General features: G+C 71.0%; 18 protein-coding genes. 12 read left to right on the plus strand and 6 right to left on the minus strand.

The features are described from left to right. Window positions 1–4: 4 nt before the first annotated feature. The 4 genes from lspA to B5D60_RS14095 all read left to right on the plus strand — a co-directional run bounded on the left by lspA (window position 5) and on the right by B5D60_RS14095 (window position 3,869). Window positions 5–526, plus strand: a complete 522-nt coding sequence (gene lspA / locus B5D60_RS14080) for a signal peptidase II (RefSeq protein WP_231948825.1) — start codon at window positions 5–7, stop codon at window positions 524–526. Continuing rightward, window positions 523–1,464 carry an RluA family pseudouridine synthase gene (locus B5D60_RS14085; protein ID WP_078700744.1) on the plus strand — a complete coding sequence of 314 codons (942 nt, stop codon included), beginning with the start codon at window positions 523–525 and terminating at the stop codon, window positions 1,462–1,464. The genes lspA and B5D60_RS14085 overlap by 4 nt, the downstream gene beginning before the upstream one ends. Window positions 1,465–1,669: 205 nt before the next feature. Beyond that, window positions 1,670–2,560: a hypothetical protein gene (locus tag B5D60_RS14090; protein WP_153303037.1), complete on the plus strand. Its 891-nt coding sequence runs from the start codon at window positions 1,670–1,672 to the stop codon at window positions 2,558–2,560. 85 nt (window positions 2,561–2,645) lie between these two features. Then, window positions 2,646–3,869 carry a pyridoxal phosphate-dependent aminotransferase gene (locus tag B5D60_RS14095; RefSeq protein ID WP_078700746.1) on the plus strand — a complete coding sequence of 408 codons (1,224 nt, stop codon included), beginning with the start codon at window positions 2,646–2,648 and terminating at the stop codon, window positions 3,867–3,869. On the opposite strand, the gene B5D60_RS14100 is transcribed toward B5D60_RS14095, so the two are convergent. From B5D60_RS14100 to B5D60_RS14110, 3 genes are all read right to left on the minus strand, one after another. Then, window positions 3,854–5,233 (minus strand): hypothetical protein, encoded by a 1,380-nt coding sequence (locus B5D60_RS14100; protein ID WP_078700747.1) that lies wholly within the window; start codon window positions 5,231–5,233, stop codon window positions 3,854–3,856. The two genes, B5D60_RS14095 and B5D60_RS14100, sit on opposite strands and share 16 nt — an antisense overlap. A gap of 1 nt (window position 5,234) precedes the next feature. Continuing rightward, on the minus strand, window positions 5,235–5,888 hold the full coding sequence (locus B5D60_RS14105; protein ID WP_078700748.1) for a class I SAM-dependent methyltransferase: 654 nt from the start codon (window positions 5,886–5,888) through the stop codon (window positions 5,235–5,237). Window positions 5,889–6,001: 113 nt separating this feature from the next. Continuing rightward, window positions 6,002–7,138 carry a putative T7SS-secreted protein gene (locus tag B5D60_RS14110; RefSeq protein ID WP_153303038.1) on the minus strand — a complete coding sequence of 379 codons (1,137 nt, stop codon included), beginning with the start codon at window positions 7,136–7,138 and terminating at the stop codon, window positions 6,002–6,004. 107 nt (window positions 7,139–7,245) lie between these two features. Here B5D60_RS14110 and B5D60_RS14115 point away from each other — a divergent pair, with 107 nt between their 5' ends. The 4 genes from B5D60_RS14115 (at window position 7,246) to B5D60_RS14130 (ending at window position 13,246) form a co-directional block, all read left to right on the plus strand. Further along, on the plus strand, window positions 7,246–8,214 hold the full coding sequence (locus B5D60_RS14115) for an ATP-binding cassette domain-containing protein (protein ID WP_078700750.1): 969 nt from the start codon (window positions 7,246–7,248) through the stop codon (window positions 8,212–8,214). Continuing rightward, window positions 8,211–9,035, plus strand: a complete 825-nt coding sequence (locus B5D60_RS14120; protein ID WP_078700751.1) for an ABC transporter permease — start codon at window positions 8,211–8,213, stop codon at window positions 9,033–9,035. Before B5D60_RS14115 ends, B5D60_RS14120 begins: the two co-directional genes overlap by 4 nt. Window positions 9,036–9,197: 162 nt before the next feature. Continuing rightward, complete coding sequence (dnaE, locus tag B5D60_RS14125) at window positions 9,198–12,737, plus strand: DNA polymerase III subunit alpha (protein WP_078700752.1); 3,540 nt, start codon at window positions 9,198–9,200, stop codon at window positions 12,735–12,737. Continuing rightward, window positions 12,734–13,246 carry a hypothetical protein gene (locus B5D60_RS14130; RefSeq protein WP_078700753.1) on the plus strand — a complete coding sequence of 171 codons (513 nt, stop codon included), beginning with the start codon at window positions 12,734–12,736 and terminating at the stop codon, window positions 13,244–13,246. The genes dnaE and B5D60_RS14130 overlap by 4 nt, the downstream gene beginning before the upstream one ends. Here the strand turns inward: B5D60_RS14130 and ybaK are convergent. Both ybaK and B5D60_RS14140 read right to left on the minus strand, forming a co-directional pair. Next, on the minus strand, window positions 13,224–13,712 hold the full coding sequence (ybaK, locus tag B5D60_RS14135; RefSeq protein ID WP_231948846.1) for a Cys-tRNA(Pro) deacylase: 489 nt from the start codon (window positions 13,710–13,712) through the stop codon (window positions 13,224–13,226). The genes B5D60_RS14130 and ybaK overlap by 23 nt on opposite strands. A gap of 118 nt (window positions 13,713–13,830) precedes the next feature. Further along, entirely contained in the window at window positions 13,831–15,003 is a 1,173-nt protein-coding gene (locus B5D60_RS14140; protein WP_197684327.1) for a benzoate/H(+) symporter BenE family transporter, read from the minus strand. 40 nt (window positions 15,004–15,043) lie between these two features. Between B5D60_RS14140 and hisD the strand changes: the two genes are divergently transcribed. The 4 genes from hisD to hisH are packed head-to-tail and all read left to right on the plus strand — an operon-like array spanning window position 15,044 to window position 18,675. Next, a complete protein-coding gene (gene hisD, locus B5D60_RS14145) occupies window positions 15,044–16,342 on the plus strand; it encodes a histidinol dehydrogenase (RefSeq protein ID WP_078700755.1) in 1,299 nt (432 codons plus the stop codon). After that, entirely contained in the window at window positions 16,339–17,418 is a 1,080-nt protein-coding gene (locus tag B5D60_RS14150; RefSeq protein ID WP_231948854.1) for a histidinol-phosphate transaminase, read from the plus strand. The genes hisD and B5D60_RS14150 overlap by 4 nt, the downstream gene beginning before the upstream one ends. After that, on the plus strand, window positions 17,415–18,017 hold the full coding sequence (gene hisB, locus B5D60_RS14155) for an imidazoleglycerol-phosphate dehydratase HisB (protein ID WP_078700756.1): 603 nt from the start codon (window positions 17,415–17,417) through the stop codon (window positions 18,015–18,017). Before B5D60_RS14150 ends, hisB begins: the two co-directional genes overlap by 4 nt. 13 nt (window positions 18,018–18,030) lie before the next feature. Further along, window positions 18,031–18,675, plus strand: a complete 645-nt coding sequence (gene hisH / locus B5D60_RS14160; protein ID WP_078700757.1) for an imidazole glycerol phosphate synthase subunit HisH — start codon at window positions 18,031–18,033, stop codon at window positions 18,673–18,675. Window positions 18,676–18,681: 6 nt separating this feature from the next. Here hisH and B5D60_RS14165 read toward each other — a convergent pair whose 3' ends face one another. Then, a complete protein-coding gene (locus tag B5D60_RS14165; protein WP_078700758.1) occupies window positions 18,682–19,338 on the minus strand; it encodes a YitT family protein in 657 nt (218 codons plus the stop codon). Window positions 19,339–19,348: the final 10 nt, after the last annotated feature.

A 19,348-nucleotide genomic window follows, 5' to 3' on the forward strand; every position in this document is an offset into this window, starting at 1 on the left:
TCCCGTGACCCCGTCCACGGACCCGGTGGCCGAGCCCCTCGGCCGGCGCCGGGTCGGCCTTTTCGCCGGAGTCGCGCTCGCCGTCGTGGCGATCGACCAGCTCACCAAGTGGTGGGCCGTCGCCCGACTCGACGGGCATGACGCGATCCCCGTGCTCGGCGACCTGCTGAGCCTGCGCTTCGTGCTCAATCCCGGTGCCGCGCTCGGCACCGGAGCCGGCTACACGATCGTGCTGAGCCTGATCGCGATCGCGGTCACCGTGACCCTCGTCGTCATCGCCCCGCGACTGCGTGATCCCTGGTGGGCGGTGGGGCTCGGGCTGTTCCTGGGCGGCGCCGTGGGAAACTTGATCGACCGGCTCTTCCGTGAGCCGTCGTTCCTGCGGGGCCACGTCGTCGACTTCATCGACTACGCCGGGTTCTTCGTCGGGAACGTGGCCGACATCGCCCTGACGGTGGCGGCCGTGATCATCATCTGGCGGTCGTGGCGGGGTCACCGCTTCGACGGCACCCGGGAGGACTCGTGACATCGGACGACACCACCGAGGTGCGTAGCGTCTACATTCCCGAGGGCCTGGCCGGTGAGCGCGTCGACGTCGCCCTCGCGCGGCTGTTCGGTGTCTCGCGCACGCGCGCCGGCGACCTGGTCGCCGAGGGCCTGGTGCTGCTCGACGGCGCCGCCCCGATGAAGTCCGAGCGCGTCGAGCACGGCGCGCTGATGGAGGCCACCATCCCGGCTCCGCGGCGCGCCGTCGTCGTGCCCACCGAGGTCGAGGGCATGTCGATCGTGCACGAGGACGACGACATCGTGGTCGTGGACAAGCCCGTCGGCGTGGCCGCGCACCCCGGCGTGGGCTGGGACGGTCCCACGGTCTCGGGCCACCTGGCTGGCGTGGGCGTGCGGATCTCCACCAGCGGCGCCCCCGAGCGCCAGGGCATCGTGCAGCGGCTCGACGTCGGCACCAGCGGCCTCATGGTGGTCGCGAAGTCCGAGCGCGCGTACACGATCCTCAAGCAGGCGTTCCGCGATCGCACGGTCGACAAGACCTACCACTCGCTCGTCCAGGGCCACCCCGACCCGCACACCGGCACGATCGACGCGCCGATCGCGCGTCACCCCAAGCACGACTTCAAGTTCACGGTGCGCGCCGACGGCCGCGCCAGCATCACGCACTACGACACGCTCGAGGCGCACCGCTTCGCGTCGCTGCTCGAGATCAAGCTCGAGACGGGCCGCACCCACCAGATCCGCGTGCACATGGCCGCGATCAAGCACCCGTGCGTCGGCGACCCGCTCTACGGCGCCGATCCGGTGCTGGCCAAGCGCGTCGGCCTCGAGCGCCAGTGGCTCCACGCCGTGCGGCTCGGGTTCACCCACCCCGGCACCGGCGAGTGGGCCGAGTACGAGAGCCCGTACCCCGACGACCTCCAGCGCGCGCTCGACGTCGTGCGCGACCTCGACTGAGGCGCGGGCGCGGGAAGCGCTGGCAGTGACGTTTGCGGGGCCGACACGCCGGTGAGTACCCCCGAAGGGTCACGCTCGCGAATTCGGATGTGGAAAACGCGAGCAACGAGCGCTGGACGGCCCACGCTTGCGGATCATGGAGCCGATCTTCGCGACCGCGAGAACCCGTGCGTTGACGGCGACGCCGGATGAATTGCGTGGCCCGATGTGGGAGCAGCGTGCGCACGGACTGTGGCGGCCCGCCGGCATGGCGGTGGGGGAGGCCGACGGGCGAGTCGCGGACGCGATAGCGCTCCTGACCGACGGATGTGTCCTCGGCGGATGGGCCTCCCTGCGATTCCAGGGCAACGACGCGTTTGACGGCCGCGACCAAGAGCTGCGCCCGGCGCTCGTGCACTGCGGTGCGGGAACGCAGATGCGCCGCCGCAAGGTGGTCGAACCGTGCCGGGCCGCCGTCTGGGAACACGAGGTCACGTGCTTCGAGGGTGTTCCGGTGACGACGATGGCGCGAGCCGTGTACGACGAGATGCGCCTCGCCCCGTCACTCAGGGCAGCGGTCGTCGCCCTGGACTCGGCCGTCGCAGGAGTGCGGGACACGGCGCACACCTCGTTGCGGGCGGTGCAGCAGGTGGTGGACTCACATCGCAAGACGCGCGGCATCATGAGGGCGAAGAAGGCCCTGCGGCTCGGATCGGAGCGCAGCGCGAGTCCGCTCGAGACCCGGACGAGGCTCGTCGCACAGCTGGACGCCGGTTTGCAGGACCAACAGGTCAACGCGCCGGTGTTTGGTCCATCGGGTGCCCTGCTCGGGGTCGCCGACCTTCTCGACGAGGAGACCGGGCTGGTGATCGAGACCGATGGCGCTCACCACCGCGACGCGCAGAACCACACCGACGACAACGTTCGGGAGGAGAGGTTCGAGCGCGCCGGCCTGGTCGTGGTCCGTGCGACGTCGCTCGACCACAGGGACGTTCCGGGCCTGGTCCACCGCATCCGGCTCGGTCATCGCGACGCCCGGCTCTCCCACCGTCGCGACTGGACCCTCGAGCAACCCGCGTGGTTCCGCTCCTGGGGGCCGGGTCGACGCTGGCAGTGACGTTCGTGGGGTACTGACCGGCGTGTCGCGCCCGCAAACGTCACTGCCAGCGCTGCGCACGGAGGCCGTCCGGCACAATGGGCGCATGAGCCCTGTCGTGCGCCAGTCGGAGAAGTTGAGGGATGTCCTGTACGACATCCGCGGCCCCGTCAGCGCGCGAGCTGCCCAGCTGGAGGCCGAGGGTCACCGGATCCTCAAGCTCAACATCGGCAACCCGCAGCCGTTCGGCTTCGACGCGCCCTCGGAGATCCTCCAGGACGTCATCGCCGGCCTCCCGACGGCGCAGGGGTACTCCGACTCCCGCGGCATCCAGTCCGCCCGCCGCGCAGTCGTGCACCACTACCAGCTGCAGGACGGCTTCCCGGCGATCGACATCGACGACGTCTGGCTCGGGAACGGCGTCAGCGAGCTGATCCAGATCGCCCTGCAGGCGCTGCTCGACAACGGCGATGAGGTGCTGATTCCCACGCCGGACTACCCGCTGTGGACCGCCGTCACCAACCTCGCCGGCGGCCGGCCGGTGCACTACCGGTGCGACGAGGAGAACGACTGGAACCCCGACCTCGAGGACCTCGAGTCCAAGATCACCGACCGCACCAAGGTCATCGTCGTGATCAACCCGAACAACCCCACGGGCGCGGTCTACAGCCGCGAGACGCTCACCGCGATCGCCGACCTGGCGCGCAAGCACGACCTGATCCTCATGGCCGACGAGATCTACGACAAGATCCTGTACGACGACGCCGTGCACATCCCGATGGCCAGCGTCGCGCCCGACGTGCTGACCCTGACCTTCAACGGCCTGTCCAAGGCGTACCGGGTGTGCGGCTACCGCGCCGGCTGGCTCGTGGTGACCGGCCCGCTCGAGCGCGCGGAGGACTACCTCGAGGGCCTCACGCTGCTGGCCTCGATGCGCCTGTGCCCCAACGTGCCGGCCCAGAACGCGATCCAGGTGGCGCTCGGCGGCTACCAGTCGATCAAGGAGCTCATCCTGCCCGGCGGCCGCCTGCTCGAGCAGCGCGACACCGCCGTCAACGAGCTGCGCAAGATCCCCGGCGTCAGCGTGGTCACGCCGCGCGGAGCCCTCTACGCCTTCCCGCGCCTGGACCCCGAGGTGTACCCGATCAAGGACGACCAGCGGTTCGTGCTCGACCTGTTGATGAGCGAGAAGATCCTGCTCACGCAGGGGACGGGCTTCAACTGGCCCGATCCCGACCACCTCCGCATCGTGACGCTGCCGTGGTCGCGCGATCTTGCCGAGGCCATCCAGCGGATGGGGAACTTCCTCAGCACCTACCGCCAGGACTGAAGCACCCGCGCGAGCCAGCCGCGTCGCTCGGGCTCGGGCTCGGGCTCCGGCTCGGTCGCGGTGGGTGCCGCGACGGCCTGGTCGGCGAAGTCCTTCTTGCGCCACCGGTGCCGGAAGCCCGGGTCGGGCGTGCTCCAGCCCGGTCCGTAGATCGTCTCGAGGTACTCCGCCGGGTGCGCGGGCAGCGGGCACGGGACGCCCAGCAGGTCTCCCTGGCTCGGGGGGAACATCGTCGAGCGGTGGAGGGCGCCCCGGGTGCCGGGGTACCACGCGATGCGGTCGCCCTCGAACAGCGCCGAGAACACGTCGACGCTCTTCCTGCCGGGGGCGGAGGCGACGTGACGGTGGCCGAAGAAGTCGCCCTTCACGGCGAAGCCGCGGCCGCGCAGGAACTCCTCCACGCGGGCATGTGCCTCGGGCAGCGTGGCCGCCTCGTGGGGCTCGAACGCCACGATGAGATCCAGGTCGTCGTCGTGGGGGATGAGGTCGCCGTCGCGGACGACCGCGAGCGCGGCGCCGTAGCCGAAGCAGACGTGTGGGGTCAGCTCGCGCAGGGCCTCGGCGACCGAGGCGGTGAACCGGACGTAGTCGACCTTCTCCTCGTCGGACCAGAAGCGGAACGACCGCGTCGGGCCGTGCGCGGTCCACTCGAGCGACCGGCGCAGCAGCACCCCGTCGTTCACGGCCGCGACGAAGGCGAGCCGGTCCTCCTCCGGGATCTTCTTCGCGACCTGCTTCATCGTCGCCCGGGCGTCGCGGTACTCGCCGGTGATCGTCAGGGCGAGGGACTCGGTCACCGCCTGGAACGGCACGCGGATCTCGGTCGGCACCTCGTCGGCCGCGGCGGCGAGGAGCTCGCGCAGGCCGTCCCCGCGCTCGGTCGCGTCGTACACGGTCTCGAGCTCCGAGCCGGGGGAGCCGACGTGCACCCGGACGTCGCGGTCCTCGACCGCCGCGCGGGCGTCGATCGCCCGCAGGTGCACGGCCGCGACCTCGACCGGCGGATCGAACGTGACCTCGGCCCAGGGGTGGTCCTCGTGCTGCGTCTGGATCATCAGGCCGTCGTGGTGGGCGGGGTCCAGGAGGCGGGACGGCTGAAGGGTTTCCTGCGCGCTCCCGGACCAGCTGCTCGCCGCGACGGTGCTGCGACGCGCCAGCGCGTCGGGCGGGAGTGCGTCCGCCGTCACGATGCCGAAGGACTGCAGGCGCAGGATCCCGGGGGAGAGGAGGTCCACCCGCACCCGGTCGACGGTGCGACCGAGGTCGACGCGCAGCTCACCGCCCGGACGGATGAAGTCGAAGTCCGGGAACGTGCCGTCGACCTCGCGGATGGCTTCGCGGAGCGCCGCTTCGAGCGGGGTCACCTCACCGCCTCGCGAACAACGCCCGCGCCACGTAGGCGTCGTCCTGCCGGTACTTCGCGAAGCCGAAGCCCTCGACGGCGTAGGTGACGTCGAACCCGTGCAGGACGGCCTCGGCGTTGAAGGAGGTCGGGTCGACGAATCGGCGGAAGTGGCTGCCGGTCACCTTGGCGCCACTGGAGTCGCGCACGGTGCGGTACTCGACGGCCAGCCGGTCGCCGGGGGAGGTCAGGGCCGCCGCCAGGTCGAGGAACGCGGTCTGCTCCTCGTCGGTGATCGCGTGCACGAAGAAGCGGGCATAGACCACGGAGCTGCCGGGACTCATGCGCAGCTGCGCGGCGAGGCCGTCCTGGTCGATCGTGGCGGCGAGGAACTCGACGTCGAGGCCGAGCTCGGCGGCCTGCGCGGTGCACGCCTCGACGGCGGCCTTCGAGGCGTCGACGCCGGTGACGTCGTGACCGTGTGCGGCGAAGAACAGGGTGTCGCGTCCGGACCCGCTGCCGAACTCGATGATCCGCGCCGGACCGTCGAGCTCGCCCGCCACGAAGGCGGCGAACTGCGACGGCAACGGACGCCCCACGCCGCTGTCGGCGTAGTAGGCGTTCCAGTAGTCGTCGCGTTCCTGCGAGGAGTCGAGCCGGTCGACCGCGCTGCTCATGCTTCCCCCTGCCTTCGGTGTCACGCACACGAACCGTACGTGAACGTCCGGTTAACGTACACGGTTCCCGGGCCGAGGGAGAGGCCCTTCGCGCAGCTGGCGCGTCGGCGGGTTCAGTCGGCCTGGCGGAAGGCGCGGCGGACCTCGCGGGCTCCGCGCTCGTCGAGCTCGCGCAGCTCGCGCGCGATCTCCTCACCGGCCTTGCGGGCGTGGTTCAGGTCCTCGCGCACCTGGTCGAGGTGCTCCTTCCAGGTGCGTTGGAACCCGCTCATGCTGCCGATGCGCTCGTCCTCGGGCGTCATGCGACCCTCGCGGATGGCGATCCTGATCTCGGGGAGCTGCTCGTCGGCGCGGTTGAGGGCCTGCGCGCACTCCTGCAGCTGCTCGCCGACGGTGGTGAGGTCCTCGGGGCGGGACACGCGGGTCAGGTCGGGCGCCGCCTGCTGGTCGGGCGCCTGCGCGACCGAGGCGAGGGCCTTCTCGCGCCGGGGGAGCTGCTCGACGAGCTGCTCGTCGACCCGGTGGACCTGGCGGAGCGCCTCGACCACGTCGTCGAAGATCGCCTGCACGCTCTGGCGGTAGCGCTCGGCAATCTGGTCGACCTTGCCGTCCATCGCCATCGCGACGGCGCCGTGGCGGTCGGTGAACTCGAGGCCGGCGAGCCGGCGCAGCGGACCGTCCACCTGGTTGAGCACCTGCTGGTCCATGGCGCGGATCAGCTGCGCCGCCTCGGTGGGCGGCTCGGGATCGCGACGCTCACGGTCGCGGTCGCCGCCACCACCGTGACCCCCGTTCTTGCCGTCCTTGCGAGCCTTCTCCTCGCGCTCCTCGCGTTCGATCCGCTCGTTCCGCTCGCGCTCGGCCCGGGCGACGCGCTCGTTGAGGTCGTCGACCTGGTCACGGAGCTCGTCACGGGCCTGACGCCAGCGGCGTCGGGCCTCATCGACCGTGCCCTGGGCATCGGTCAGGCGATCGGCCTGGCGCCGGACGAGCTCGGCCACGTCCGAGAGCTGCTCGGCGTCGGCCTCGAGCACCCGTCCGACGGTGCCGGCCACGCGGGACATCGCACGGACCGTGGGCCCTCGCGACTCCTTCGGCGCGTCGGCCTCGCGGAGCCGCTGGCCCACGTCGGTGAGCCCGGTGATGAAGTCCTGCAGCTTCTCGGCACCGCCGCGCAGGCGCTCGGGATCCCCCGGAATCTCGAGCGCGTCCGGATCGAATCGCAGGACCAGCTGCAGTTCGGCCACCATGATGAACCCCCCGAGTTCGCGGAAATGCTGGCCCATTCCTACCACCGATCGCAGGAGTCGTCCCGCAGGGGCTTATTTCTGTCGGACCCTTCGTCCATGATCGAAGGATGAGTGACATGATCCGCGCGACCGGACTGGTCAAGCGCTATGGCGACGTCGAGGCCCTGGCCGGTCTCGACCTGGCGGTGCCCGAGGGCACCGTCCTGGGACTGCTCGGGCCCAACGGTGCGGGAAAGACCACGGCGGTCCGCATCCTCACCACCTTGCTCACACCCGACGAGGGCCAGGCATCCGTGGCGGGCGTCGACGTCCTGGCCGACCCCGACGGTGTGCGGAGGCGCATCGGCCTGTCGGGGCAGTACGCGGCGGTGGACGAGTACCTCACCGGCTACGAGAACCTCGAGATGGTCGGGCGGCTGTACGGGATGAAGGCCAAGGCGGCCGGCGCCCGGGCGCGCGACCTGCTCGCGCGGTTCGGCCTGTCCGACGCGGCCGACCGGCCGTCGAAGACCTACTCGGGTGGCATGCGGCGCCGGCTCGACCTCGCGGGCGCGCTGGTGGCCGAGCCGCCGGTGATCGTGCTCGACGAGCCCACCACGGGCCTCGACCCACGCAGTCGCCAGCAGATGTGGGAGGTCATCGCCGACCTCGTCGCGAACGGCGGCACGGTGCTGCTCACCACGCAGTACCTGGAGGAGGCCGACCTCCTGGCCGACAACATCATCGTGATCGACCGGGGCCGCTCCATCGCCGAGGGCACCGCCGACCAGCTCAAGTCGAAGGTGGGCGGCGAGCGCATCGAGGTCGTCGTCGACGACCTCGAGCAGGCGCCCCGCGTCCACGACTTCCTGGCCGAGGTCGCCAAGGGCGAGGTGGCGCAGAACGACCGCGCGCTCTCGGCGGCGGTCAGCGGCTCGGGGGCCGACGACCTCATGCAGGTGCTGGGCAACATCCGGGGCGCCGGCATCGACGTCCTCGACATCGGGCTGCGACGGCCCACCCTCGACGACGTGTTCCTGTCCCTGACCGGTCACCAGGCCGAGGACGAAGCGAACGAGCAGGAGGCTGGACGATGACCGTCATCACCGAGCGCAGCGCGCCCATGCGCGTCCTCAGCGACGGGTGGGTGTGCGCGAAGCGCAACCTCATCAAGATCAAGCGGGTCCCCGAGATCATGGTGTTCGTCCTGATCTCGCCCATCATGTTCGTCCTGCTGTTCGCCTACGTCTTCGGCGGCGCGATCGATGCCGGCCCGGGCCTGGACTACAAGGAGTTCCTGATCGGCGGCATCTTCGCCCAGACGGTCGTGTTCGGTGCCACGTTCTCCGGCGCGGCGATGGCCGAGGACATGCAGAAGGGCTTCATCGATCGGTTCCGCTCCCTGCCGATGTCACGCTCAGCGGTGCTCGTGGGGCGCACGGGTGCCGACGTCGTCTACAACGTGCTGTCGCTGATCATCATGGCGCTCACCGGCCTGCTGGTCGGCTGGCGGGCGCACGAGGGCATCCCCAAGATGCTGGCCGCCTTCCTGCTGCTGCTGGTCTTCGCCTACGCCATCAGCTGGATCATGGCCTGGGTCGGTCTGATCGTGCCCAGCGTCGACGTGATCAACAACGCGTCGTTCATCGTGATCATGCCGCTGACGTTCGTCTCGAACGCGTTCGTGCCCACCGAGTCGTTCCCCCCGTTCCTGCAGCCGTTCGTCGAGTGGAACCCCGTGTCGGCGCTCACCCAGGCCGTGCGCGAGCTGTTCGGCAACGTCCCCGTCGGGGTCCCGGTGCCCGACGTGTGGAGCCTGCAGAACCCGGTGCTGTACACGCTGCTGTGGGTGGTGCTCATCATCGCGGTGTTCGTGCCGCTCTCGGTGCGGGCCTACCAGCGAGCGTCCACCAAGTAGCGCATCGGGGGAGGACTCCCGCGTGGGCGTGCCTACCGACTCCGGTCGGGTGCTCACGTAGGCTGGAGTCCTTCCCCGACCCCTCGGCTGCCGGCTCCTCTGGCGGCCCGACACCTGTCCCCGGGCGGGGAACGAACGACGTAGCGGAGGCCGACGGCGACCATGGCGAGTGATTCGAGCTTCGTGCACCTGCACGTCCACACGGAGTACTCGATGCTCGACGGACACTCGTTGCTGGACGGCATGTTCGCCCGCACCGCCGAGCAGCAGATGCCGGCGATCGCGATGACCGACCACGGCAACGTGCACGGCGCCTACGACTTCTGGAACACCGCCCGCAAGCACGGCGTCAAGCCGATCATCGGCCTCGAGGCCTACCTCACCCCGGGCACGCACCGCAGTGAGAAGAAGCGGGTCCGCTGGGGCCGCGGCAACGCGGCCGAGGAGGGTGGCGACGACGTCGCCGGCGGCGGCGCCTACACCCACATGACGATGTGGGCCTCCACCACCGAGGGCATGCACAACCTGTTCCGGCTGTCGTCGCTGTCCAGCCTCGAGGGCTACTACTACAAGCCACGCGCCGACCGCGAGCTGCTCGAGACCTACTCGAACGGGCTCATCGCCACCACGGGCTGCCCGTCGGGCGCGGTCCAGACCCGGCTGCGGCTCGGGCAGTACGAGGAGGCGCGGCGCGAGGCAGCCGAGCTGCAGGAGATCTTCGGCAGGGAGAACTTCTTCCTCGAGCTGATGGACCACGACATCTCCGTCGAGCGCCGGGTCCGCGACGACCTGCTGCGCCTGGGCCGCGAGCTCGGCATCCCGCCGGTGGCCACCAACGACTCGCACTACACGCACCCGCAGGACGCCGCGGCCCACGACGCGCTGATCTGCGTCGCCTCGGGCAAGCGGATCAGCGACGAGAAGCGCCTGCGCTTCGACGGAGGCGGCTACTACATCAAGTCCGCCGCCGAGATGCGCTCGCTGTGGGAGGACAAGCACGGCATGAAGGAGGCGTGCGACAACACGCTCCTGATCGCCGAGCGCTGCGACGTCGAGTTCACCGAGTCCACCGGCGGCTACATGGCCCGCGCCGACGTGCCCGCCGGCGAGACCGAGGAGTCCTGGTTCCGCCAGGAGGTCTGGCGCGGGATCGAGTCGCGCTACGGCACCGACTTCTCCGACGACGTGCGCGCGCGCACCGAGATGGAGCTCGACATCATCGCGCAGAAGGGGTACTGCGGCTACTACCTCGTGGTGGCCGACTTCATCAACTGGTCCAAGGACAACGGCATCCGCGTGGGTCCGGGCCGTGGATCGGGTGCCGGCTCGATCGCGGCCTACGCACTGCGGATCACCGACCTGTGCCCGCTGCAGAACGGCCTGATCTTCGAGCGCTTCCTCAACCCCGAGCGCCCCTCGATGCCCGACTTCGACATCGACTTCGACGAGCGTCGTCGCGGCGAGGTCATCCAGTACGTCACCCAGAAGTACGGCACCGACAAGGTCGCCCAGATCGCCACGTTCGGGCGGCTCAAGTCCAAGGCCGCGGTCAAGGACGCCAGCCGCATCCTGGACTACCCGTTCGCCATGGGCGACAAGATCACCAAGGCGATGCCCGCCGACGTCATGGGCAAGGGCGTGAAGCTCGCCGAGATCTTCGACGAGTCGCACAGCCGCTACAACGACGGCAAGGACTTCCGCGACCTCCACGCGCAGGACCCCGACGTGCGCAAGGTCTACGACATCGCGCTGGGCCTCGAGGGCCAGATCCGCAACTGGGGCGTGCACGCGGCCGGCGTGATCATGAGCAGCGACCCGCTGCTGGACATCGTGCCGATCATGAAGCGCGAGGCCGACGGCTCGGTCATCACGCAGTTCGACTACCCGATGTGCGAGTCGCTCGGCCTGGTCAAGATGGACTTCCTGGGCCTGCGCAACCTCACGGTCCTCAATGACGCCATCGAGAACATCAAGGCGAACCGCGACATCGACCTCGTGCTGGAGGACCTCACGTTCGACGACCCCGAGGCGTACGCGCTGCTGTGCCGCGGCGACACCCTCGGCGTGTTCCAGCTCGACTCGCCGCCCATCCGCCAGCTGCTCAAGCAGATGCAGCCCGACAACTTCGAGGACATCAGCGCCGTCATCGCGCTCTACCGTCCCGGTCCGATGGGCGCGGACAGCCACACGAACTACGCCAAGCGCAAGAACGGGCGCCAGGAGATCGACTACATCCATCCTGAGCTGACCGAGGCGCTCAAGCCGATCCTGGGCACCACCTACGGGCTGATCGTGTACCAGGAGCAGGTCATGGAGATCGCCCAGGTGCTGGCCGGGTACTCCCTCGGACAGGCCGACAACCTGCGTCGCGCCATGGGCAAGAAGAAGCGCGAGGTGCTCCAGCAGGAGTTCGTCGGCTTCGAGGCCGGCATGGTCGAGCGCGGTTTCTCCACGGCGGCCGTCAAGACGCTGTGGGAGATCCTGGTCCCGTTCGCCGACTACGCGTTCAACAAGGCGCACTCGGCCTCGTACGGCGTCATCAGCTACTGGACCGCCTACCTCAAGGCGCGCTACCCGGCCGAGTACATGGCGGCGCTGCTGACCAGCGTCAAGGACGACAAGGACAAGTCGGCGCTCTACCTGGCCGAGTGCCGGCGCCTGGGGATCAAGGTGCTGCCGCCCGACGTCAACGACTCGGTGGCGAACTTCGCCTCGGTCGGTCCCGACATCCGCTTCGGCCTCACCGCCGTGCGCAACGTCGGCGCGAACGTCGTGGCCGGGATCATCGAGGCGCGCGAGACCAAGAGCGCCTTCACCGACTTCGCCGACTTCCTCGACAAGGTCCCCACGCAGGTGTGCAACAAGCGCGTGCTCGACTCGCTGATCAAGGCCGGCGCGTTCGACTCCCTGGGGCACGGCCGGCGCGCGCTGGCCTCGATCGCCGAGGAGGCGGTCGACCAGTACATCGACATCAAGCGCAACGCGGCGATCGGCCAGGACTCGCTGTTCGGCGCGTTCGAGGAGGAGTTCGACGGGCTCGGCATCACCGTGCCGGACATCGCCGACTGGGAGAAGACGCAGAAGCTCGCGTTCGAGCGCGACATGCTGGGTCTCTACGTCTCCGACCACCCCCTCGGCGGGCTCGAGCACGTGCTGGCGGCCAATTCCGACTCCTCGGTCGGCACGCTGCTCGACGGCGACCGCCCCGACGGCGACGTGCTGAAGCTGTGCGGCCTGGTCACCAGCGTCCAGCGCCGGATGAGCAAGAAGGGCGACACGTGGGCGACGATCACCCTCGAGGACCTCGAGGGCTCGGTCGACATCGCGGTGTTCCCCGCGGCCTACAACCTCGCGGCCTCGGTGCTCACCCAGGACTCGCTCGTCGTGGCCAAGGTGCGCGTCCGGCGCAACGACGACGGCATGGACCTGTCGGCCAACGAGGTCACCCGCCCGGCGATCGGGGAGGGTCGCACCGACCAGCCTCTCGTCGTCAGCCTGGCCGCCTCCCGCTGCACGCTCGACACGATCAACGCCTTCAAGCAGGTGCTCGGGGCGCACCCGGGGGTGACCGAGGTGCACCTGAGGCTCTCCGGCCAGGGCAAGACCACGACGATGCGCCTCGACCAGGGCCTGCGGGTGTCCACCACGTCATCGTTGTTCGCCGACCTGAAGGAACTCCTCGGACCGGGGTGCCTCGCGTGAACCGGACGTCCCGGGTGCTGCTGGCGGTCGTCGCCGGCGGGATCCCCGCGGCCCTGGTGTGGTGGGCGTTCGCCGAGCCCTCGCGCTGGCTGGCCACCGAGCGCGGCCTCGTGCTGACCGAGGGCAACGCCACCGGCGACTTCCAGGTCGTGGCGGTGTTCGTCATCGTCGGGATCGTCTTCGGCGTCCTCACGGGCGTCGCCGTCCACCGGCTCACCCGTCCCGGCCGGTGGGAGACGGTCGTCGGACTCGCCGCGGCGTCGTCGGCCGCGTCGCTCGTGTGCTGGCGGCTCGGGATCTGGCTCGGGCCTCCGCCGCCCGAGGACGTCAAGGGCCTGGAGGTGGGCGACGAGGTGTCGGCCCAGTTCGGGGTCGACGGGATCGTCCCGTTCCTGGTGTGGCCGCTCGTCGCGGTGCTGAGCTACACGCTCGCGCTCTACCTCAGCTCCGACGGGGAAGAGGACCGGGAGGAGTACCCGGACGAGGTCAGCGAGCGATCCGAGCCGTGACGGCGCGGGTCTGAGCCACCAGGTCGTCGGGCGAGATCTCCAGGTCGAGCCCGCGGCGGCCGCCCGAGACGAACACCGTCGGATGGGTCAGCGCGCTGGCGTCGACCACCGTGCGGTGCAGGCGCCGCTGGCCGAACGGGCTGATCCCGCCGAGGACGTAGCCGGTGGCCCGCTGTGCGGCCGCTGCGTCGGCCAGCTGGGCGCGCTTGCCGTTCAGCGCCGCCGCGGCGCGCTTGAGGTCCAGGCTCCCCGAGACGGGGACGACCGCCACGGCCAGCGTTCCGTCGACGTCGATCATCAGCGTCTTGAAGACCCGTGCCGGCTCCAGCCCGAGGGCGTCTGCCGCCTCGAGCCCGTAGGAGCGAGCGCGCGGGTCGTGCTCGTAGGCGTGGGCGGTGACCGTCACGCCCGCGCGGTGCAGCGCGGCGAGCGCCGGGGTCGCGTCGCCGACCTTCTTGTTGACCACCTGCGTGAGGCTACCGCCGTCCGGGGTGCAGTTTCCCCGGTTAGCCGGGTTTTCTCTCACTGAACGAGGTTCGCGAACCATGTTCAGTGTCAGTTTCCCCGCTTGACCGGGGGAGCTGTCAGTCGCGCTCGAGGGTGGCGCGGACGGCAAGCCCGAGCAGCAGGGCCCAGAAGGCGGCGCCGACCGACAGCAGGGAGACGCCCGAGGCGGCGAACAGGAACGTCAGCCCGGCGCTCGTGCGGTGGCGCTCGTGCGCGAAGGCACCCTGCAGCGAGGCGACGAGCGCCCCGATGAGGGCGAGCCCGGCCACGGCCTCGATGATGCCCGGGGGCGCGACGTCGGCCAGGGCGACGACGAGCCCCGCGGCGCCGGCGATCACGAGGTAGCCGACGCCGGCCGAGGTGGCGGCGATCCAGCGCCGGTCACGGGGTCCGGCCTCCTCACCCGCGGCGAGCGCGGCCGACAGTGCCGCCAGGTTCATCGCGTGTCCGCCGAACGGCGCGACGACCGCGGTGCCGAGACCGGTCGACACGACGGACGACCGCCACGGCACGGAGAAGCCGAAGCTGCGCAGCACGGCCGCACCCGGCAGGTTCTGCGAGGCCATCGTGACGATCGTGAGCGGCAGCGCGATGCCGACGATCGCCGGCCACGTCCACGTGGGTGTGGTCCACTCGAGGTGGGGGACGAGCGCCGCGGTGTCCAGGGACTCGCCTGACCGGGACGCGGCCACGACGATCGCGCCGACCGCGACCAGCAGCGCCACCGGCACGGCCCACCGCGGCGCGAGCCGGCTGGCCACGACCCACGCGACGATGACGGGCACCACGTACCCGGGAGAGTCGGCCAGGGCGACGAACGGCGCGATGCACAGCTGCAGCAGGATTCCGGCCAGCATCGCCTGGGCGATCTCGGTGGGGATCCGGGCGACGAGGGCCCCGAGCGCCGGGACCGCGCCGATGAGCGCGATCAGCAGTCCGGTCACGACGAAGGCTCCGACGGCGGCGGGCCAGCCGCCCTCGACCGACCCGGTGGACACGAGCAGCGCGGCGCCCGGGGTGGACCAGGCGAGGGTCACCGGGACGCGGTGCACGAGGGCCAGGGCGATGATCAGGACACCGAAGCCGAGGGTCAGCGCCAGCAGGCCACTGGCGGCCTGGCCCGGGGTCGCCCCCACGGCGCGCAGGCCGGCCAGCACCACCGCGAACGAGGAGGTGAAGCCCACGAGCGCCGTGACCGCGCCCGCCGTCACCGGCTGCTGCCAGTGCGCGTCGATGGGCGAGTGGGACACGCTGTGAGGCTAGGCCATCGTGCGACCTAGACTTCAGGGTGTGCTGAGACGACTCGACCTGCGTGACCAGACCGACGGCTACCGCGACGCGGTGCCCCGTGCCGAGGTCGACGTCGAGCATGCGCTCGCGGCGGTCGTCCCCATCTGCGACGACGTGCGCGACCGCGGGGCGGCCGCGGTCCTGGACGCGGGCGAGCGCTTCGACGGCGTCCGGTCCGAGCGCCTCCGCGTGTCCGCCGAGGACATCGAGAAGGCGCGCCTGGGCCTGGACCCCGCCGTGCTGGACGCCATCGACGAGTCGATCACCCGGCTGCGGGCCACCTGCGAGGCCGAGCTCGAGCGCACGGTCTCCGTGGAGGTGGCGCCCGGTGCGCTCGTCGAGCGCCGCATCGTGCCGATGCAGCGGGTGGGCCTCTACGTGCCCGGCGGCCTCGCGCCCCTGGTCAGCACCGTGATCATGAACGCCGTGCCGGCCCAGGTCGCCGGCGTGCCCGGGATCGCCCTCGCGAGCCCTCCGCAGGTCGAGTTCGGCGGCCTGCCGCACCCCACGATCCTCGCCGCGTGCGCGCGCCTGGGCATCGACGAGGTGTACGCCGCCGGTGGCGCGCAGGCGCTCGCCATGCTCGCGTACGGCACGGAGGAGAACGAGCCCGTCAACCTGGTCACGGGCCCGGGCAACATCTACGTCGCCGCCGCCAAGCGCCACCTGCAGGGTGTCGTGGCGATCGACTCCGAGGCCGGCCCCACCGAGATCGCGATCGTCGCCGACTCCACCGCCGACCCGGCGTTCGTCGCCTCCGACCTCATCAGCCAGGCCGAGCACGACCCGATGGCCGCCGCCGTGCTGATCACCGACTCCCTCGAGCTCGCGGACGCCGTGGACGCCGAGCTGACCCGCCAGGTGCCCCTGGCCCGTCACGAGGAGCGGATCCGCACGGCCCTGGCCGGCTCGCAGTCGGCCACCGTGCTGGTGCGCGACACCGACCAGGGCGTCGACGTCGCCAACGCCTACGCGGCCGAGCACCTCGAGATCCAGACGGCCGACGCGCCGGCGGTCGCGGACCGCATCGTCAACGCCGGGGCCGTGTTCGTCGGCTCGTTCGCCCCCGTCTCGCTCGGCGACTACGCCGCCGGGTCGAACCACGTGCTGCCCACCGCCGGGTGCGCCTGCCACTCGTCGGGCCTGTCCGTGCGCGCGTTCGTGAAGAACATGCACGTCGTGACCTACTCCGAGGCCGCCCTGCGCGACGTCGGGCCCCAGGTCGTCACGCTCGCCGAGGCCGAGGACCTGCCGTCCCACGGCGCCGCCGTCACCGCGCGCCTGGAGCGTGGCCAGTGACTGTGCCCAGCTGGGTGCCGATCCGCGACGAGCTGAGGAACGAGGAGCCGTACGGCGCTCCCCAGATCGACGTCCCGGTCCGCCTGAACACCAACGAGAACCCCTACGGCCCGAGCGAGAAGGCCGCGGCGGACATCGCCGGTGCGGTGCACCAGGCCGCGCTGGAGCTGAACCGGTACCCCGACCGGGAGGCGTGGGCGCTGCGCGAGGCCCTGGCGGCCTACCTCGGTCACGGACTCACGGCCGACCGGGTGTGGGCGGCCAACGGGTCGAACGAGGTCATGCAGCAGATCCTGCAGGCGTTCGGCGGCCCGGGCCGCACGGTGCTGTCCTTCGCGCCGACCTACTCGATGTATCCCGAGTACGCCCGCAATACGCACACGCGCTGGGTCGCGGGGCGCCGGCGCGAGGACTTCGCGATCGACGTGCCGGCCGCGGTCGCGCTCGTGGAGGCGGAGCAGCCCGACGTGGTCTTCCTGACCTCGCCGAACAACCCCACGGGCACCGCGCTGGCACCCGAGGAGCTCCGCGCCGTGCTCGACGTGGCGCCCGGCATGGTCGTGGTCGACGAGGCCTACGCGGAGTTCCGGCGTGAGGGGACGCCCACCGCGCTCGAGCTGCTCGCCGGCCACCCGCGGCTGATCGTCACCCGCACCATGAGCAAGGCGTTCGCCCTCGCCGGGGGACGGCTGGGCTACCTCGCCGCCGATCCGGCGGTCGTCGACGCGCTGCGGATCGTGCGGCTGCCGTACCACCTCTCCTCGGTCACCCAGGCCACCGCGCTCGGCGCCCTGCGGCACACCGACGAGCTGCTCGCCCAGGTCGACGCGCTGCGCACGACACGCGACGAGACGGCCGACTGGCTCGCCGAGCGCGGGTACGACGTGGCCGCGTCCGACGCGAACTTCGTCCTGTTCGGGCATTTCCCCGATCGTCACGCCGTGTGGGAGGGTTTGGTCGATCGAGGCGTCCTGATCCGCGAGGTGGGACCCGACGGTTGGCTCCGGGTGTCGATCGGCACCCCGGAGGAGATGCAGGCGTTCCGCGCCGCACTGATGGAGGTGGGCCCCCGATGAGCAGCAGGACCGCACGGATCGAGCGGAAGACGTCCGAGTCGCACGTCGTCGTCGAGCTCGACCTCGACGGCACCGGCCGCACGGAGATCAGCACGGGCGTGGGCTTCTACGACCACATGCTCACGGCGCTGGGCCGTCACTCGCTCATCGACCTCACCGTCCGCTCCGAGGGCGACCTGCACATCGACGCCCACCACACGGTGGAGGACACGGCGATCTGCATCGGCGAGGCGCTCCGCGAGGCGCTCGGCGACAAGGCCGGGATCCGTCGCTACGGCAACGCCATGATCCCGCTCGACGAGGCCGTCGCCCAGTGCGTCGTCGACGTGTCGGGCCGCCCCTACTTCGTGCACACCGGCGAGCCCGAGCGGCAGATCACCGCGATCATCGGCGGCTCGTACATCGGCTCGCTGACCTCGCACGTCTTCGAGTCGATCGCGCACCACGCCGGGATCACGCTGCACATGAACCTCATCTCCGGGCGCGACCCGCACCACATCGCCGAGTGCCAGTTCAAGGCGCTCGCGCGGGCCCTGCGTGCCGCCGTCGAGCCCGACCCGCGCGAGACGGGGATCCCGTCGACCAAGGGCGCGCTGTGAGCGGAGCGCCGGCATGACCACCGTCGCCGTCCTCGACTACGGCTCGGGCAACCTCCGCTCCGCCGTGCGCGCCGTCGAGCGCGCGGGGGAGTCGCGGGGCGTCGACGTCGTCCTGACCGCCGACCGCGAGGTCGCCGAGCAGGCCGACGGCCTGCTGGTGCCCGGCGTCGGCGCGTTCGACGCCTGCATGAAGGGCCTGCGGGCGGTCGACGGCGAGCGGATCATCGAGCGACGCCTCATCGCCGGCCGTCCCGTCCTGGGCATCTGCGTGGGCATGCAGATCCTCTTCGCCGAGGGCATCGAGCACGGCGTGCGCAGCACCGGGTGCGGCGAGTGGCCCGGCACGGTGGAGAAGATCCAGGCGCCGATCGTGCCGCACATGGGCTGGGACACGGTGGAGCCGCCCGCCGACACGGTGATGTTCGCCGGGATCGAGTCGGAGCGCTTCTACTTCGTGCACTCCTACGGCGTGCGCGAGTGGCTGCTCGACGCCGAGGGCACGGCCTTCCGGGCGCCGGGCGTCACGTGGACGCAGTACGGGGGCGACCGCTTCGTCTCCGCCGTCGAGCACGGCCCGCTGTGGGCCACGCAGTTCCACCCGGAGAAGTCCGGCGACGCCGGCCGCCGCCTGCTCGAGAACTGGATCGCGACCCTCTAGCCGCGGTCAGGCGCGGTAGCGCTCCGGCCGGTGGTTGAACGCCAGCACCACGTTGAGGATCACCGCGCCGAGCGCGGACAGCAGCACGTTGTCCCACGGCACCACCAGCAGGGCGGCCAGGACCACGAGGAGGTCAAGGGCCATCTGCACGTACCCGGCGCGCAGGCCGGCCTGCTCCTGCGCGATGAGCGCCAGCACGCTGAAGCCGCCGAGGCTCGAGCCGTGCCGGAACAGGATGAGGATGCCCACGCCCGCCAGCAGGTTGCCCGTGGCGATCCCGTAGACGGGGGCGAGGTCGGGGGAGGGGATCATCTCGGCGTGCACCGCGGTGAACAGCGACATCAGCGCGACGGCGATCACGGACCTCACCGTGAACCGCCAGCCCTTCTTCCACAGCGCGAGGGCGAAGAACGGCACGTTCGCCAGGAGCAGCACGGCCGGGAGCGGCAGGGCCACGGCGTAGGTGATCAGCAGCGACAGGCCGGCGGTGCCGCCGGTGACGGCGTGCGCCTCGTACAGCAGGTGCAGGCCCAGCGAGGCCAGCCACGTGCCGGTGAGCACGCCCAGCACGTCCTCGGCGGGCGTGTGGGGCAGCGTGACGGCGGACGGCTCGGTGGGGTCCTCGGCGTCGACCGGGGCGTGCTCGGGGTGGCTGTCGTTCATGGCCCGCCCA

The sequence above is a fragment of the Aeromicrobium choanae genome, assembly GCF_900167475.1.
GTDB lineage: Bacteria > Actinomycetota > Actinomycetes > Propionibacteriales > Nocardioidaceae > Aeromicrobium > Aeromicrobium choanae.